At 52.4% G+C, this 14126-nt stretch carries 17 protein-coding genes and 1 other RNA gene; 8 read left to right on the plus strand and 10 right to left on the minus strand.

The genetic code is table 11. The features are described 5' to 3' along the window. The first annotated feature begins 120 nt into the window (after positions 1–120). Entirely contained in the window at positions 121–399 is a 279-nt protein-coding gene (locus AC4PCC_RS15515) for a type B 50S ribosomal protein L31 (RefSeq protein WP_492125107.1), read from the plus strand. Next, positions 387–527: a type B 50S ribosomal protein L36 gene (ykgO, locus tag AC4PCC_RS15520; protein WP_073980990.1), complete on the plus strand. Its 141-nt coding sequence runs from the start codon at positions 387–389 to the stop codon at positions 525–527. Before AC4PCC_RS15515 ends, ykgO begins: the two co-directional genes overlap by 13 nt. 89 nt (positions 528–616) lie before the next feature. Here ykgO and AC4PCC_RS15525 read toward each other — a convergent pair whose 3' ends face one another. From AC4PCC_RS15525 to AC4PCC_RS15535, 3 genes are read right to left on the minus strand one after another with little or no spacing between them, the layout of a single operon-like run. Further along, positions 617–1495, minus strand: coding sequence for a metal ABC transporter substrate-binding protein (locus AC4PCC_RS15525; RefSeq protein ID WP_492125108.1), 879 nt, complete (start codon positions 1493–1495; stop codon positions 617–619). Beyond that, positions 1492–2367 carry a metal ABC transporter permease gene (locus tag AC4PCC_RS15530; protein ID WP_492125109.1) on the minus strand — a complete coding sequence of 292 codons (876 nt, stop codon included), beginning with the start codon at positions 2365–2367 and terminating at the stop codon, positions 1492–1494. Before AC4PCC_RS15530 ends, AC4PCC_RS15525 begins: the two co-directional genes overlap by 4 nt. Further along, positions 2367–3050, minus strand: a complete 684-nt coding sequence (locus AC4PCC_RS15535; protein WP_492125110.1) for a metal ABC transporter ATP-binding protein — start codon at positions 3048–3050, stop codon at positions 2367–2369. Before AC4PCC_RS15535 ends, AC4PCC_RS15530 begins: the two co-directional genes overlap by 1 nt. Before the next feature lie 411 nt (positions 3051–3461). On the opposite strand from AC4PCC_RS15535, the gene AC4PCC_RS15540 reads away from it, so the two are divergent. The 3 genes from AC4PCC_RS15540 (at position 3462) to hha (ending at position 4592) form a co-directional block, all read left to right on the plus strand. Further along, the gene (locus AC4PCC_RS15540; protein WP_492125111.1) at positions 3462–3815 is read left to right on the plus strand and encodes a hypothetical protein; all 354 of its coding nucleotides are present in this window, start codon (positions 3462–3464) and stop codon (positions 3813–3815) included. 148 nt (positions 3816–3963) lie between these two features. Further along, complete coding sequence (gene tomB / locus AC4PCC_RS15545) at positions 3964–4344, plus strand: Hha toxicity modulator TomB (RefSeq protein ID WP_492125112.1); 381 nt, start codon at positions 3964–3966, stop codon at positions 4342–4344. Positions 4345–4373: 29 nt separating this feature from the next. Beyond that, on the plus strand, positions 4374–4592 hold the full coding sequence (hha, locus tag AC4PCC_RS15550) for a hemolysin expression-modulating protein Hha (protein WP_067705285.1): 219 nt from the start codon (positions 4374–4376) through the stop codon (positions 4590–4592). Between the two features lie 63 nt (positions 4593–4655). Here hha and ffs read toward each other — a convergent pair. Further along, an RNA gene (gene ffs, locus AC4PCC_RS15555) (signal recognition particle sRNA small type) lies at positions 4656–4752 on the minus strand. A gap of 155 nt (positions 4753–4907) precedes the next feature. Here ffs and AC4PCC_RS15560 point away from each other — a divergent pair. Continuing rightward, positions 4908–5219 carry an MGMT family protein gene (locus tag AC4PCC_RS15560; RefSeq protein WP_492125113.1) on the plus strand — a complete coding sequence of 104 codons (312 nt, stop codon included), beginning with the start codon at positions 4908–4910 and terminating at the stop codon, positions 5217–5219. A 26-nt stretch (positions 5220–5245) separates the two neighbouring features. Here AC4PCC_RS15560 and AC4PCC_RS15565 read toward each other — a convergent pair whose 3' ends face one another. Further along, positions 5246–5803 carry a YbaY family lipoprotein gene (locus tag AC4PCC_RS15565; protein WP_492125114.1) on the minus strand — a complete coding sequence of 186 codons (558 nt, stop codon included), beginning with the start codon at positions 5801–5803 and terminating at the stop codon, positions 5246–5248. Positions 5804–6014: 211 nt separating this feature from the next. On the opposite strand from AC4PCC_RS15565, the gene tesB reads away from it, so the two are divergent. Further along, positions 6015–6878: an acyl-CoA thioesterase II gene (tesB, locus tag AC4PCC_RS15570; protein WP_492125115.1), complete on the plus strand. Its 864-nt coding sequence runs from the start codon at positions 6015–6017 to the stop codon at positions 6876–6878. A 77-nt stretch (positions 6879–6955) separates the two neighbouring features. Here the strand turns inward: tesB and amtB are convergent, their stop codons facing one another. The 5 genes from amtB to AC4PCC_RS15595 form a co-directional block, all read right to left on the minus strand. Further along, positions 6956–8245 (minus strand): ammonium transporter AmtB, encoded by a 1290-nt coding sequence (amtB, locus tag AC4PCC_RS15575; protein WP_492125116.1) that lies wholly within the window; start codon positions 8243–8245, stop codon positions 6956–6958. A 35-nt stretch (positions 8246–8280) separates the two neighbouring features. Further along, positions 8281–8619, minus strand: a complete 339-nt coding sequence (gene glnK / locus AC4PCC_RS15580; RefSeq protein WP_067705278.1) for a P-II family nitrogen regulator — start codon at positions 8617–8619, stop codon at positions 8281–8283. 416 nt (positions 8620–9035) lie between these two features. Next, positions 9036–10805 (minus strand): SmdB family multidrug efflux ABC transporter permease/ATP-binding protein, encoded by a 1770-nt coding sequence (locus tag AC4PCC_RS15585; protein WP_492125117.1) that lies wholly within the window; start codon positions 10803–10805, stop codon positions 9036–9038. Continuing rightward, positions 10798–12567 carry a SmdA family multidrug ABC transporter permease/ATP-binding protein gene (locus tag AC4PCC_RS15590; protein ID WP_492125118.1) on the minus strand — a complete coding sequence of 590 codons (1770 nt, stop codon included), beginning with the start codon at positions 12565–12567 and terminating at the stop codon, positions 10798–10800. Before AC4PCC_RS15590 ends, AC4PCC_RS15585 begins: the two co-directional genes overlap by 8 nt. A 47-nt stretch (positions 12568–12614) precedes the next feature. Continuing rightward, entirely contained in the window at positions 12615–13085 is a 471-nt protein-coding gene (locus tag AC4PCC_RS15595) for an Lrp/AsnC family transcriptional regulator (protein ID WP_492125119.1), read from the minus strand. 95 nt (positions 13086–13180) lie between these two features. Between AC4PCC_RS15595 and AC4PCC_RS15600 the strand changes: the two genes are divergently transcribed. Then, positions 13181–14125, plus strand: coding sequence for a DMT family transporter (locus tag AC4PCC_RS15600; RefSeq protein ID WP_492125120.1), 945 nt, complete (start codon positions 13181–13183; stop codon positions 14123–14125). Position 14126: the final 1 nt, after the last annotated feature.

The following is a 14126-nucleotide window of genomic DNA, read 5'->3' on the forward strand; positions in this document are numbered from 1 at the left end:
CGCCCTGAGCGCTGACGTTATTTCCTCCGCTGGTCTTCCCTCCGGCTGCACTTGCAATTACGTAATGGTGGGGGCATAATTAATGTTATGTTATAACGTATCAAAAAAGGGATGCACTTTATGAAATCGAATATTCATCCGGCCTACCGCACCGTCGCGTTCCATGACACCAGCGCCGATGCCTGGTTTATGGTGGGCTCGACGATTAAAACGGACCGTACCGTGGAGCGGGATGGCAAAACCTGGCCTTATGTGCCGCTGGATACCTCTTCAGCTTCTCATCCGCACTATACCGGCAAGCAGAAAGATTTTGCCAAAGAGGGCAGCGCGCATCGGTTTAATGAGCGTTTTGGCCGTTTTTCTCTAAAACTCAGTAAGGTCGTATCATGCAGGTTTTAAGCTCACTGGCTTCAGCTAAAAAACGCCACAAGGATTGCCGGGTGGTGCGTCGTAAGGGGCGAATTTACGTCATCTGTAAAAGCAATCCACGTTTCAAGGCAGTACAGGGAAGAAAAAAGAAACGCTAATCTCCGCTTAAAAAAAACGGGCCATTAATTGATGGCCCGTTTTTTTGGCGCTGACGCTTGCTCAGCTCACATCAGCGCCCTTATCTTCGTTATTTCATGCTGGCGACCATGACATTGACATTATGCGTAAACGCCGCGGCATAGGTTGCCGCGTCTCCCCCCTTGCGGGTTAGCGCTTCCGGGTAGAGTTCCCCACCGGGCTGAGCGCCTGAGGAGGCAGCGATCTGCTTCACCAGGCGAGGATCCGTCTGATTTTCAATAAAATAGGTGTGGATATGCTCGCTTTTGAGCTGGGTAATGAGCGCCGCGACATCAGATGCGCTGGCCTCAGACTCGGTTGAGAAACCAACAGGCGACATAAAGCTCACGCCGTAGCGCTGGCCGAAGTAGCCAAAGGCATCGTGACTGGTCAGCACCTTGCGTTTTTCCAGAGGAATGGCCGCGAAGCTGGATAGCGCCCAGCGGTCCAGTTTCTTAAGCTGCGCAATATAGGCCGATCCCTGCTGACGAAAATAATCCGCATCAGCCGGATCGGCTTTGATCAGCGCGTTCATTACGTTAGTGGCATAAACCACGCCGTTCTTCATGCTATTCCAGGCATGGGGATCGGTCATGGCCCTCCCCTCCTCCTCCATGGAACGCGTGGCGATCCCTTCAGAGCTGACGATCACCTCGCCTTTATAGCCTGATGCCTTAACAAGGCGATCCATCCACCCTTCCAGGCCCAGGCCGCTGACGAACACAACATCGGCTTTAGCCAGCGCCTGACTATCCTGGGGTATGGGTTCAAAACTATGCGGATCGCCATCCGGACCCACCAGACTTTTAACGTTAACGTGTGAGCCTCCCACCTGCTTCACGATATCAGCCAGTACTGAAAAACTGGCTACCGTGTTGACGGTTTCAGCCATAGTCAGGGGCGCGACCAGTAATGATGCCAGCGCCAGCGAGACGGGTAACTTTTTCATGCTTTCTCCTTACCACCAGAAAAACGACCGCGCGAACGGAAGAGGCCTCCGCAGGGTCCCAAAAGAATTGAGATAAAAAACAGCATGGCCGCGCTGAGCACGACCGCCGGCCCCGCTGGCAGAGAGAGGTAAAATGACCCCATCAGGCCGCTAAAACTGGCCGCAACGGCCAGGATCATCGCTGCGAAAATCGTGCCCGGTAGCGTCAGGCTCCAGAAACGGGCGGCGGCAGCAGGGAGCATCATCAGCCCCACGCACATCAGAGTGCCCAGCACCTGGAATCCCGCGACCAGATTGATAACGACCAGTATTAGAAAAATGCCGTGTACCAGCGGGGCGGCCCAGCGGTTTTGAGCGCGTAAAAAAGTGGGATCAAAGGCATCAATGACCAGCGGGCGGTAAATTATTGCGAGTATGAGCAATGACCCGGCGGCGATACCGCTCACCAACATAATGGAGGGATTATCTACGGCTAACAGGGAGCCAAAGAGGACATGTAGCAGATCGACGCTGGATCCGCGCAGCGAAACGAGGGTAACGCCCAGCGCCAGCGATCCAAGGTAAAATCCCGCAAAGCTGGCATCCTCCCGCAGCGGGGTGTAGCGGCTCACCGCCCCTGATAGCAGCGCAACGGATAATCCGGCAATCACCCCGCCGGTGCCCATTGCGACCAGAGACAGCCCGGAAATCAGATAGCCAATTGCTGCACCGGGTAAAACAGCATGGGAGAGTGCATCGCCCACCAGGCTCATTCTGCGTAACAGAAGAAATATTCCCAGTGGCGTGGCACTGAGCGAAAGCGCAATGCAGGCCACCAGCGCGCGACGCATAAAACCAAATTCAATAAAGGGATGCATTACGGACAGGATCATTACGCCCCCACAGAACGTCGGGAATGCTGCCGGGACAGCACGCTATCGGAAACGGACCATTCGGCATGATGCTCCTGCAGGCGTATACGCTGTGGAAAATAGTTCTCCACCGTTGCCATATCATGGAGAACGACAATCAGCGTACAGCCTGCTTCGTGGCGCTCTTTGAGCAGCGATAGCAGCTGTTGGGTTGTGTGACTATCAATACCCGTAAAGGGTTCATCAAGCAGCAGCAGGCTGGCCTCCTGCACTAATAAACGCGCGAAAAGCACGCGCTGTAGCTGCCCACCGGAGAGCGTGCCTGGCTGAGCGAAGGCAAAGTCGAGCATATCGACCTTTTCCAGCGCTGACATAACGCTTCGCCGCATGGCCTTATCTATACCACCGAACCAACCGCATTTTTTCCAACATCCCATCGCCACCAGATCGAACAGGCTTATGGGAAAACTGCGGTCAATTTCAGACTGCTGCGGCAGCCAGGCGATATTGACGGATGAACGAGGCAGACTGAGTGAGCCACTGACCGGGCGCAATAAACCGGCCAGCGTTTTCAGTAAGGTTGATTTTCCGGAACCATTAGCGCCAACCAGGGCGGTCATTGAGCCCGTCAACAAGGTGCCGTCCAACGCCGGGGTCACCGCCCTGCCCTGGTAGCCCACGGTAAGCTGTTTGAAGGTAATCATCCGGCCAACGCCCACCCGGTGAGTAGCAGCAGAATAAATGCCAGCCCTGCGGCAGGCATCAGACGCAGCCCGGACGAGCGGCAAAAAAGTGTCGCATGCTGCGACACAGTGGAGTGTGAACTCATCATGACACCTTTTAGATATGTTATAACATAACAATATACCGGATTTTTTATTTAAGAAGATATCGGCAAAATGTATCCAATTATTTCCAAAATAGGGCTGAGGCATGGGCGGTTATATAAAAAAAACTCAACTTCCGACTTTTATCTATCGCAGTAAATGGTTTTATCTACTAAGATAAATAATAGCCAAATCATCAAGATAGTTAACAGCACTGTTTAGGGACTTGATTAACAGCCTCTTAAGACTAATTATCTCTATAAGCATTAATTAACTCATGGGGAAAAAGTGCGCAAAACCATCTCATGTAATTTAGAAAAAACTGAGGGTAACCCGGCGGCATTGGCTGAGGTTATTCAGCGGATTATTCCCAAAATAGCGGATGAACTTACAGGATCATTGATTTGGTATTCACAAAATGCCCAATATGTTCCCGAGAGTATCAAAATTATTTCTATAGAATATTTAGGTGAATCACGTTATAAGATGGCCTATAGTTTTCGGTGGTCCCTGTTCAACGCCTGCCTCGATATTGATGCTGAGGAAACCCTAAGCGAAACGGTCAATTTTCATCACACAGGCGATGCGCTCGTTTTTGAGTTTATTGATACTGAACCAGCACCAGCCGCAGACGAATTTTGATTTACAAAACTGTTATTAAAAAGACCTATTATCTACGTTATATTTTAGTAGGGGTTAATAACGAGATAACCCTTATCACTTCCTGGCACACAACTCGCTGAAAAGCCCGCACATGCGGCATCTTTCACTAGCTATGGAGGGGAAAAAGATGGACGAATACTCACCAAAAAGGCATGATATCGCCCAGCTTAAATTCTTGTGTGAAAACTTGTATGATGAAAGCATGGCTACTTTAGGTGATAGCCATCATGGATGGGTTAATGATCCTACTTCGGCAATCAATTTGCAGCTTAACGATTTGATCGAGCATATTGCCGGATTCACCATGAATTACAAAATTAAACATATTGAAGACGATGAACTCATAAGTCAGGTAGATGAATACCTGGATGATACGTTTATGCTCTTCAGTAATTACGGAATCAACGTTCAGGATTTACAGCGCTGGCAAAAAACATCGAAGCGTTTGTTTAATATTTTCATAGAGGAATGTGCTCAGGTCGTCTCGCAGGCAAGCCATTCATTTTAGCAACCCTTTATTTTTTCAACGGTTTAACAATGACAGACAAACTTCTAACCAAAACTGATTATTTGATGCGCCTGAGGCGCTGTCGGTCAATCGACACCCTTGAGCGTGTAATAGAAAAGAATAAATACGAATTATCTGAAAACGAGCTGGCCGTATTTTATTCCGCTGCCGATCATCGCCTTGCCGAACTGACAATGAATAAACTCTACGATAAAGTCCCGGTCGCGGTATGGAAATTCGTTCGTTAAATCAGAAATATACGATTAAAAGTAAGCGAGTTAAGAAAGGCTGGAGGGGGAATTGGGTGGGGGCCCTGCCAGCCACATCCCGGCACACGCGTCACCTGCTGCGGCTGCTTCCTTCCGGATCTGACCGAGTTCACAAGTTAGCATTGCGGGAGAACCAACCGGGCCCCCATTGACAAGCTCCATGTTATGGAGCGAAGGCATTATCAATGAACCCCTCCTCAATTGCAACCTATCGTGCGGTGACCGTTGTTTTCTTGTTCGATCCCTTCAATTTTTGCCCAATTTTTATTACAGTTCCGCTGAGAGGGCAAAAATATGCATGAGCATGATTCATTTCAGCAGCGCATCTGGCAGATCGTTGCTGCAATACCGACAGGTAAAGTCGCCACCTATGGGGATATTGCCCGCATGGCTGGCTCCCCACGCGCTGCGCGCCAGGTGGGTGGCGTGCTTAAACGCCTTCCGGAGGGGAGCACCCTCCCCTGGTTTCGCGTCATTAATAGCACGGGCGCGATTTCAATGACCGGGGATGACCTCACGCGTCAGCGCGATGCACTCATGCGCGACGGAGTAGAAGTCAGTCGTGAGGGGAAAGTTTCGCTACGGCGATATCGCTGGATAGAATAACCCGCCCCGAAAGAGGCGGGAAAACGTTACATTGAGGTAGGTGCGGGTACGGAAGATGAAGGACTAACCTGCGTTGGAGAAGTCGACGGCAGGGTTGTCGCCGCCCCGCTCTGTGTTGGCAGAGCCATGGACGGAACCGGAACCAATACCAAATCCTGTTTATGACCACCGGTATTAACCGCCTGCTTGACGCTATCGGTGATAAACATCATCTTGCCATTAACAGTAATGGCGGCGCTGAGCAGGATACGCGCGTCAGGCTTAATATCAGACGGGTTGAATGGCAGGATAAATTTGAACGGTGCCTGTTTTCCATCCGTGCGAACGACGCGCTGTGAAATAACTTTCGAAGGAGCATCAGCCACGGTCGCATCAGAGAGCGTTACCGTTAAAACGGCATCCGGCGGTAATGCAATGCGTTGGCGGATGTAGATGCTACCGCTGACGTTGGGCTGGCGAAGAGTAGCCTGCTGACCGGCTACCTGTGATGCCAGCGTCGCGGTAGGCACATCGTGACCTTTTTGAGCGCATCCGGATAATGCGACAGCCAGTGCGGCGCCCGTTAATATTGGTAAAACTTTCATTGACTTATTCTCCTTATGATCAATGTTAATAGCGTGATCTCGGTGAGTCACCGGGAGTAGTGCAACACTAACCCGTTGAGTTTATTCTGGCACAAGTTACTGATTTTTTCCTGTTACTGCCGTTTAACCGCCTTTTATGTTGATTGTTAGCCTGCATGCTGCGCTGACGACTCCGACTGAAAAACTAAAAAAACACCACAGAGAGGTCATAATGAGCCAGGCATTACAAAATTTATTGAATCTGCTTAATCTCGAGAAGCTCGAAGAAGGGCTTTATCGAGGGCAGAGCGAAGATTTGGGGCTTCGTCAGGTATTTGGCGGACAGGTGGTAGGTCAGGCTCTCTGTGCCGCCAAGCAGACGGTACCCGCCGAACGCGTTATCCACTCCTTCCACAGCTATTTTCTCAGACCGGGCGACAGCCAGAAAGCTATCGTCTATGAGGTAGAAACGCTGCGCGATGGGCAGAGTTTTAGCGCTCGCCGCGTCAGCGCCGTGCAAAACGGTCAGCCTATATTTTTTATGACCGCCTCTTTCCAGGCACCTGAAAGCGGATTTGAGCACCAGAAGACCATGCCAGATGTTCCCGGGCCGGAACACTTAGCCAGTGAGAGTGAAATTGCAGCACAGCTCGCACCTTTTATCCCCGAAAAGGTGAGAGAGAAGTTTCTGGCGGAAAAGCCCTTTGAGTTCCGTCCGGTTAGCTTCCATAACCCCCTTAAGGGGCACGTAGAGGAACCTCAGCGCTACGTCTGGATAAAAGCTAACGGCAACGTGCCGGAAGAGAAGCGGATCCATCAGTATCTGCTAGGGTACGCATCCGACTTCAACTTTCTGCCGGTTGCTCTTCAGCCGCATGGGAAAGGTTTTCTTGAGCCGGGCATGCAGGTTGCCACCATCGACCATTCAATGTGGTTTCACCGCCCGTTCGATTTAAATCAGTGGCTGTTGTACAGCGTTGAAAGTACCTCGGCATCCGGGGCCAGGGGTTTTGTTCGTGGGGAATTTTATACCCTCGACGGCACGCTGGTGGCATCGACCGTTCAGGAAGGCGTCATGCGTCTTCGCCAGGCCTGAGAATGATTTGTTTTCGTAAAAAAAACGGCTCCCACTTACCGGGAGCCGTTGGCTGTTGTCAATCTCGTGCTTTACGTTTACTGGTTGTAAGCATTTTCACCATGGCTGTTAACGTCCAGACCTTCACGCTCCTGATCTTCTGGTACGCGCAGCCCAACCGTCATATCCGCCACTTTGAAGGCGATAAAGGCGACTACGCCAGTCCAGACGATGGTCACGCCTACGCTGAATAGCTGTACGCCAATCTGATGCCCCATGGTTACGCCCTGGGCGTAACCCACCCCACCCAGTGAGGAGGAGGCAAATACGCCGGTCAGGATACAGCCCAGAATCCCGCAAACGCCATGGACGCCGAACACATCACAGGGGTCGTCAACGCGCAGCCATTTCTTCAGGATGGTCACGCCCCAGAGGCCTGCCAGACCACCCGCGATACCAATAATCAGAGCACCGCCGACCCCAACGTAACCACAGGCAGGCGTGATCGCGACCAGACCACCAATGGCACCGGAACAGACGCCCAGTAAAGAAGGTTTGCCGCGAAGGGCCCACTCGCCGAACGTCCAGCTAAGCATCGCACCCGCTGTCGCCATCACGGTGTTCAGGAATGCCAGACCCGCAATTTCGTTTGCCGCGCTGGCCGAGCCCGCATTAAAGCCGAACCAGCCCACATAAAGGATTGCCGTACCGGTGAAAACCATGGGCAGGTTATGCGGTTTGAATGCCTCTTTACCAAAGCCCGCGCGTTTGCCCACCAGGTAAGCGCCTACCAGTCCCGCCACTGCGGCATTGATATGCACCACAGTGCCACCCGCAAAATCCAGTGCTCCATCCTGCGCCAGCAGGCCACCCGACCAGACCATATGGGCGATAGGTAAATAAGAGAAGGTCAGCCAGATAGCGACAAAAATCAGCACGGCAGAGAAGCGGATGCGTTCAGCAATTGAACCGACAATCAGTCCCACGGTGATGCAGGCGAATGATGCCTGGAAAGAGACGTGGATATACTGATAGAAAGTGCCCACCAGCGACGTGAGCTGAATGTTTTTCAGCATCGCCATGCTGAAACCGCCGAAGAAAGCGTTACCGTCGCTAAAGGCGAGAGAGTAGCCGTAAATCATCCACAGTACGCAGACCATGGCGAAAGTGACAGAAACCTGTGTCAGCATGGAGAGCACATTTTTGGCGCGGATCAGACCACCGTAAAACAGCGCAATGCCGGGTAAGGTCATAAAAAGCACCAGGGCGGTGCAAATCATCATAAAGGCATTGTCAGCTTTATCCGCGACCGGTGGCGATGCTGCCATCGCCAGCGACGGTAACATTGCCAGGCCTGCGAGGCCCAATTTAGCAATTTTTTTATTCATTTTATCCCATCCCATCACAATTCTTAGCCCCGGGGTTACAGTGCCGCTTCGTCCGTTTCACCGGTACGGATTCGAATCACACGCTCCAGCTCAGCAACAAAAATTTTGCCGTCACCAATTTTGCCGGTATAGGCGGCTTTACCAATGACATCAACCACTTCGTCGAGCTGATCGTCTGCAATCGCAATATCTATTTTTACTTTTGGCAGGAAGTTCACGCTGTATTCAGCACCGCGATAGAGTTCTGCATGGCCCTTCTGGCGACCAAACCCTTTTACTTCAGTTACGGTAAGCCCCTGAATACCAATAGAGGAGAGTGCTTCTCGCACATCTTCCAGTTTAAACGGTTTGATTACCACGGTAACCAGCTTCATACGATCCCCTCCAGGTATTGAAAATGACTGATTCGCCCGACACCGGCTAAATAAAGCAAAGCCTGTGCCATAAATCTGAAAGTGGTCTGTTTCAGATGCTAAACTAGCTGGGCCAGGTATTGTCTGCTTATCAGAATGGCGGAATCTTTATAGCGGCCGGTTGCGGGCAAAAAAAACGCACCATTAGGGTGCGTAGCGCCTCAGGTGAGTGCAGGCGGGGCTGAAATGAGGAACCCGACGCCAGAAAATAGTGCAGCGAAGCGGCAGGTTAATAAGGTGTTAGCTGTCACCAGCTATCAGTTGTCAGTTGTCAGCTAACAGTTACTAGTACCAGTTATCATTTATCAGTTGCCCGTTACCCGTTGCCCGTTACCCGTTACCCGTTACCAGTTATCAGCCAACAGTCAGCATAGTAGTTAGCTGGCCAGCACATTACCGGCCTCAAGATCCTGCCCTACCTGCTGTAGCTGGTACATTTGCCAGTAGCGCCCCTTCTTCTCCTGGAGCTGTCGGTGGGTACCCTGTTCCACGATGCGACCACGGTGTAACACCAGGATTTCATCCGCCTCGGTAATAGTGGATAACCGGTGGGCGATCACCACCAGCGTGGTTTGCTGTCGCACGATCTCCAGCGCTTTCTGAACCGCCTGCTCCGTGCCTGAATCGATATTAGCCGTGGCTTCATCGAGGATTAGAATCTGCGGAGAGGCCACCAGAACGCGCGCCATGGCCAGCAGCTGTTTCTGTCCAACCGACAAATTATTACCCTGCTCACCAAGACGGGTATAAATACCGTCGGAGAGACTGTGGGCAAGTTCAGCAAGCTGTACCGTTTCCAGCGCCTGCCAGACCTGCTCTTCGCTGATATCACGTCCCAGCGTAACGTTGGCAAAAAAAGTATCAGCCAGCACCACAGGATCCTGCTGAACCATGGCCACGCCCAGCCGCAGTGCATCATGACTTAAAGAATCAAGCGGCCGCCCATCAAGGCGAATTTCTCCCTGCGTCAGCGGGTAATACCCCATCATCAGGTTAACCAGCGTACTTTTGCCGCTGCCGGTATGTCCCACCAGCGCAATAAAACGTTGGGAGGGTATTGTGATATTGATGTCGTTAAGCACGGGCCGGTGGTCATCGTAGGCGAAGGTCAAATCGGTAATCTCAATGCTGCCCGTTACAAGCGGTCTTGCGTCTGCGCCATAGTGTTGGCGAGGCGCATCCATCAGTTCGAAAATTCGCTCGCCCGCCACAATGGCCTGCTGCAGCATCGACTGCTGGGTCGTTAGCTCTATCAGCGGTTCGTTAAGCCGCCCGAGATAATTGATAAAGGCATAAAGCACACCGACCTGAACGGAACCCACCGATGAAAAGCCAAACAGCATCATCAGGCCGCAGAGGATAATCGCTGAAAAGAGGCTTAAGAGTGGACGCAGCAGAAAGCCATCCAGCCTCAGCGTTTCCATACGGGCAAGATAGTGCGATCGGCTGGCTTCCCCCATCCTCTCACCAAAGCGGGCCTGTTGACGAAACTGCTGGATAACGCTCATGCCGCCAATCACTTCATTGAAGCCATTGTTAATATCGGCCAGATAGCTTCGGACTCGCCGTACAATTGGCGTACTGTAGCGTTGATAGACAAGCATCACCGTCAGCACCGCGGGGAAAATGGTGACAGCAACCAGCGCCATTCGCCAGTCCAGACTGAACATCGCTACCAGCATGGCCCCGATTAAGGCCGCGCTGCGCAGGACGGTGGCAACTACCGTCACATAGAGATCCCGCACGACTTCGGTATCGTTAGTGACCCGCGAGATAATCTGACCGACGGGCTGCGTATCAAAAGCACTCAACGGCTGACGCAGAGCGGCATCCATTACGTCAGTCCGCAGCTGCTGTACAACGCCTACCGCTGCCTGATTGAAAAGCAGCGCCTGCCAGTAATGCAGCGCGGCAGCGAGCCCCTGTAATAACAGAAAGCTAAACGCCAGTCCGGTGACAATCCCCAGTGGCATGTTGTGCTTTGCCAGCAGGTTGTCAATAAAATAGCTCACCAGTATGGGACCAATAACCTCTGCACCTGCGGCAATCCATAACAGCAGCACCGCCAGCCCAATTGATTTGCGCCACGGTGAGCCATAAGACAGAAGACGCTTCAGCGTCGGCCAGAGCTGTGCAAGATTATTCATTGCCTGTTTCCTTCAGGGTCTCATCTTCATCAAGCGCTGCTTCAAGCTGCTGATAGCGGTACATCTCCTGATACCATCCCGGCGTTGCGGCCAGCGCCTCATGCTGTCCACGCTGGGCGACCGTTCCCTTCTGCATAACCAGTATTTCATTTGCCTCGCTGAGTGCAGACAGGCGATGGGCAGCGATGATAATGGTTCTTCCCTCGCCCCAGCGCCGCAGGTTTTGCAATATCTGATGTTCGGTGCGGCCATCCACTGCGCTAAGCGCATCGTCCAGAATCAGGATTTCAGCATTCAGCAGCAGCGCACGGGCAATTGAAATACGCTGCTTCTGACCACCGGAAAGCATAACGCCGCGCTCACCGACCTCCGTGGAATAGCCCTGGGGCAGGCGAAGAATATCCTCATGAACCCAGGCCAGCTTCGCCGCCTGCTCAATGTCGCTCTGACTGGCACCCGGCCTGCCCAGCGCGATATTGTTGGCGACCGAATCAGAGAAGAGAAACGGCGTCTGGCTGACCACGGCTAATCGGCTGCGCCAGCTATCCAGCCGCAGCTGCGTCAGTGGAATGCCATGAAAGCGAATATCGCCCTGCGCAATATCGAAATGTCGCTGAATAAGACTGAGTAACGTGCTTTTCCCGGCGCCGGTTGGGCCACACAGCCCTAACATCTGGCCCGGTTTCAGGCTGACGTTAATATGTTTTAGCGAGGGGCGATTTGCGCCGGGATAGCTAAATTCCCGCACGGCGATCTGCAACTGACCGCGATCCGTCGGGGGAATGTTGGTGCCATCCTCAACGCCCGGCATCTCTGCCAGCAGGGAGCGTATACGGCTCCACGCCGCGCTTCCGCGCTCGACGATGTTGAACATCCACGCCAGGGCAAGCATTGGCCAGATCATCAGGCCAAGATACATCACAAAGCTGGTTAATTGCCCCAGCGTCAGCTGTTCATGCCAGACCAGCCAGCTTCCCCCGACGAACGTCAACAGATTTGACATACCAATGGCAATATAGATGGTGGGATCAAAGCGGGCATCCACGCGGGCGACGCGCAGATTTTTTTGCCCGGTATCACGCGCGGCCGCGGCAAACTGCCCGGACTGGTTGTCTTCCAGTCCGAACGCCTTAATCATACGAATACTGGTCAGGCTCTGCTGCGTCTGGTCGTTAAGGGAAGAGAATGCCGCCTGCGCCGCCTTGAATCGCTGATGCAGTTGGTCACCGTAGCGCTTAATCACCACCGCCATCACTGGCATGGGCAGAAGTGCCAGCAGCGTAAGCTGCCAGCTAATTTGGGTACTCATGACTATCAGCACCGCCATGCCCATTACCAGCGAATCAACCAGCGTCAGCACGCCTTCGCCAGCCGCAAATACCACCCGGTCAACGTCATTGGTCGCGCGGGCAATCAGATCGCCGGTACGGTGTCGCAAGTAAAATTCTGGCGGCTGACGACTAAGCTGACGGTAGAAATCCTGCCGAAGCTCCACTGCAAGCTGATAGGAAGCGCCAAACAGCAGTACGCGCCAGACGTAGCGGAGAAGATATACCACCACAGCGGTGAGCAGCATCACGCCAACCCACATGATAATTCCAGAAGCATGCATCCGATGCGCTGTGGCACCATCAACAATGATACCGACGATTTTGGGCGGCAGCAGTTGCAGCAGAGCAATGATGATTAGCAGGAACACCGCGCCCAAATAGCGCCGCCATTCACGAATAAAATACCAGCTTAATTGCTTAAACAATCGCACAAAAACCGTCCTGGATAGGGGTGAGCCTCAACATCAATACGCAACCATCAGCTTAGCGGAAGTGCCGTGGTGTATTTTATCTCTTCCATGGCAAAGCTCGAAGTCACAGCATGTAAACCTGGAACACCGTTCACCAAACGTTTATAAAAAGCGTCATAGGTTTTCATATCGGCGACCTGGACCCGCAGCAGGTAGTCATATTCGCCCGCCATACGGTAGCAGCCCATCACTTCCGGCATCGCCTTCACAACCTCAACGAATTGTTGGTACCAGCTGCTGCTGTGCTGCTGCGTTTTAATCAGCATAAAGGCGGTTAATGACAGTGCCAGTTTATCCGCATTAAGCAGCGCCACCCGTCCGCGAATATAGCCTTCATCCTCCAGGCGTTTCAAGCGCTTCCAGCAGGGTGTGGTGGTCAGGTGTACGGCATCTGCCAGCGCCTGCAAAGAGAGCGTACAATCCTGTTGAAGCAGTGAAAGGAGTAAAAAATCCTTCTTATCCAGCGCTGAATCAGGCATTTTTTCTCCGCATTCCCAAATTGACGCCATTAGTATAGCAAAAATTGCTCAGGATAATTCGCTAACCTGTGCCAACGGTTACTGAGGGATCATTTATGCAAACGCACTCTTATAGAAAATTAATTATTGTTCTGCTGTTTATCGTCGTTTCATTAACATGGGGAACAACGTGGATGGCCATGAAGATAGCCGTCGGATCGGTACCTCCGCTTTTCGCCACCGGATTACGTTTTCTTTCGGCTGCCCCTTTTTTGCTACTGCTGTGCTGGATAATGAAGGCGCCATTTCTGTTTCCTCGCGGCAGTCGGCTATTTCAGGCTGCCGTCACAATCTTCTACTTTGCGATCCCCTTTACCCTGATGATATTTGGGGAGCGGTATACCTCATCCAGCCTTGCCGCCATCATTTTTTCAACCATGCCTGCGGCGGTACTGGCCGCCTCCATTATCTTTCTCAAAGAGAGAACCTCGCTGCAGCAGGTCTGTGGGTTAACGATCAGTCTGACTGCGCTGGCCGCTATTATCTGGCTGGAATCGCACCAGCATGAGGGTAGCCTTTTTACAGGCGTGCTGGCACTGATCGCAGCAGTCTGTCTGCATGCGATTATGTACGTGCAGTGTAAAAAGCGCTGCCATCAGGTATCCGTCATGACCTATAACGCCCTGCCCTGCCTGATGGCCGGGATGATGCTTACCGCAACGGGGTGGCTGGTTGAAAAACCCAGCGTGGCGGACTTTACTCAGAGTGCATTAATGGCAATCGTCTATCTTGGCGTGGTGGCAGGCGTAGCCGGAATCCTGTGCTATTTTTTGTTGCAAAAGCTGGCCAGAGCCTTTCAGGCATCACTGGTCTTCCTTGTGTTCCCGCTGATCGCCATTGCGCTGGAAGCCGCAATAAACGGCAACCCCATCTCTCCGCAGTCGCTGTGGCTCATGCTGCCGTTCCTTAGCGGAATACTGCTGACGCTGTTCAAACGTTCGCCCGCAGTGGAAAAAATGGCATGCGACGCTGAATCCGTCAAAAATTTGCAGAAGATGTAGC

This window comes from Erwinia sp. L03-1, from assembly GCF_058686115.1.

Bases quoted from the DNA above. Each gene is read 5' to 3' on its own strand.
- AC4PCC_RS15600 (WP_492125120.1), top strand. From the start codon at position 13,181: ATGCAAACGCACTCTTATAGAAAATTAATTATTGTTCTGCTGTTTATC.
- ykgO (WP_073980990.1), top strand. From the start codon at position 387: ATGCAGGTTTTAAGCTCACTGGCTTCAGCTAAAAAACGCCACAAGGAT.
- AC4PCC_RS15595 (WP_492125119.1), bottom strand. From the start codon at position 13,085: ATGCCTGATTCAGCGCTGGATAAGAAGGATTTTTTACTCCTTTCACTG.
- hha (WP_067705285.1), top strand. From the start codon at position 4,374: ATGACAGACAAACTTCTAACCAAAACTGATTATTTGATGCGCCTGAGG.
- amtB (WP_492125116.1), bottom strand. From the start codon at position 8,245: ATGAATAAAAAAATTGCTAAATTGGGCCTCGCAGGCCTGGCAATGTTA.
- AC4PCC_RS15535 (WP_492125110.1), bottom strand. From the start codon at position 3,050: ATGATTACCTTCAAACAGCTTACCGTGGGCTACCAGGGCAGGGCGGTG.
- AC4PCC_RS15585 (WP_492125117.1), bottom strand. From the start codon at position 10,805: ATGAATAATCTTGCACAGCTCTGGCCGACGCTGAAGCGTCTTCTGTCT.
- glnK (WP_067705278.1), bottom strand. From the start codon at position 8,619: ATGAAGCTGGTTACCGTGGTAATCAAACCGTTTAAACTGGAAGATGTG.
- tesB (WP_492125115.1), top strand. From the start codon at position 6,015: ATGAGCCAGGCATTACAAAATTTATTGAATCTGCTTAATCTCGAGAAG.
- AC4PCC_RS15560 (WP_492125113.1), top strand. From the start codon at position 4,908: ATGCATGAGCATGATTCATTTCAGCAGCGCATCTGGCAGATCGTTGCT.
- AC4PCC_RS15525 (WP_492125108.1), bottom strand. From the start codon at position 1,495: ATGAAAAAGTTACCCGTCTCGCTGGCGCTGGCATCATTACTGGTCGCG.
- AC4PCC_RS15530 (WP_492125109.1), bottom strand. From the start codon at position 2,367: ATGATCCTGTCCGTAATGCATCCCTTTATTGAATTTGGTTTTATGCGT.
- tomB (WP_492125112.1), top strand. From the start codon at position 3,964: ATGGACGAATACTCACCAAAAAGGCATGATATCGCCCAGCTTAAATTC.
- AC4PCC_RS15515 (WP_492125107.1), top strand. From the start codon at position 121: ATGAAATCGAATATTCATCCGGCCTACCGCACCGTCGCGTTCCATGAC.
- AC4PCC_RS15565 (WP_492125114.1), bottom strand. From the start codon at position 5,803: ATGAAAGTTTTACCAATATTAACGGGCGCCGCACTGGCTGTCGCATTA.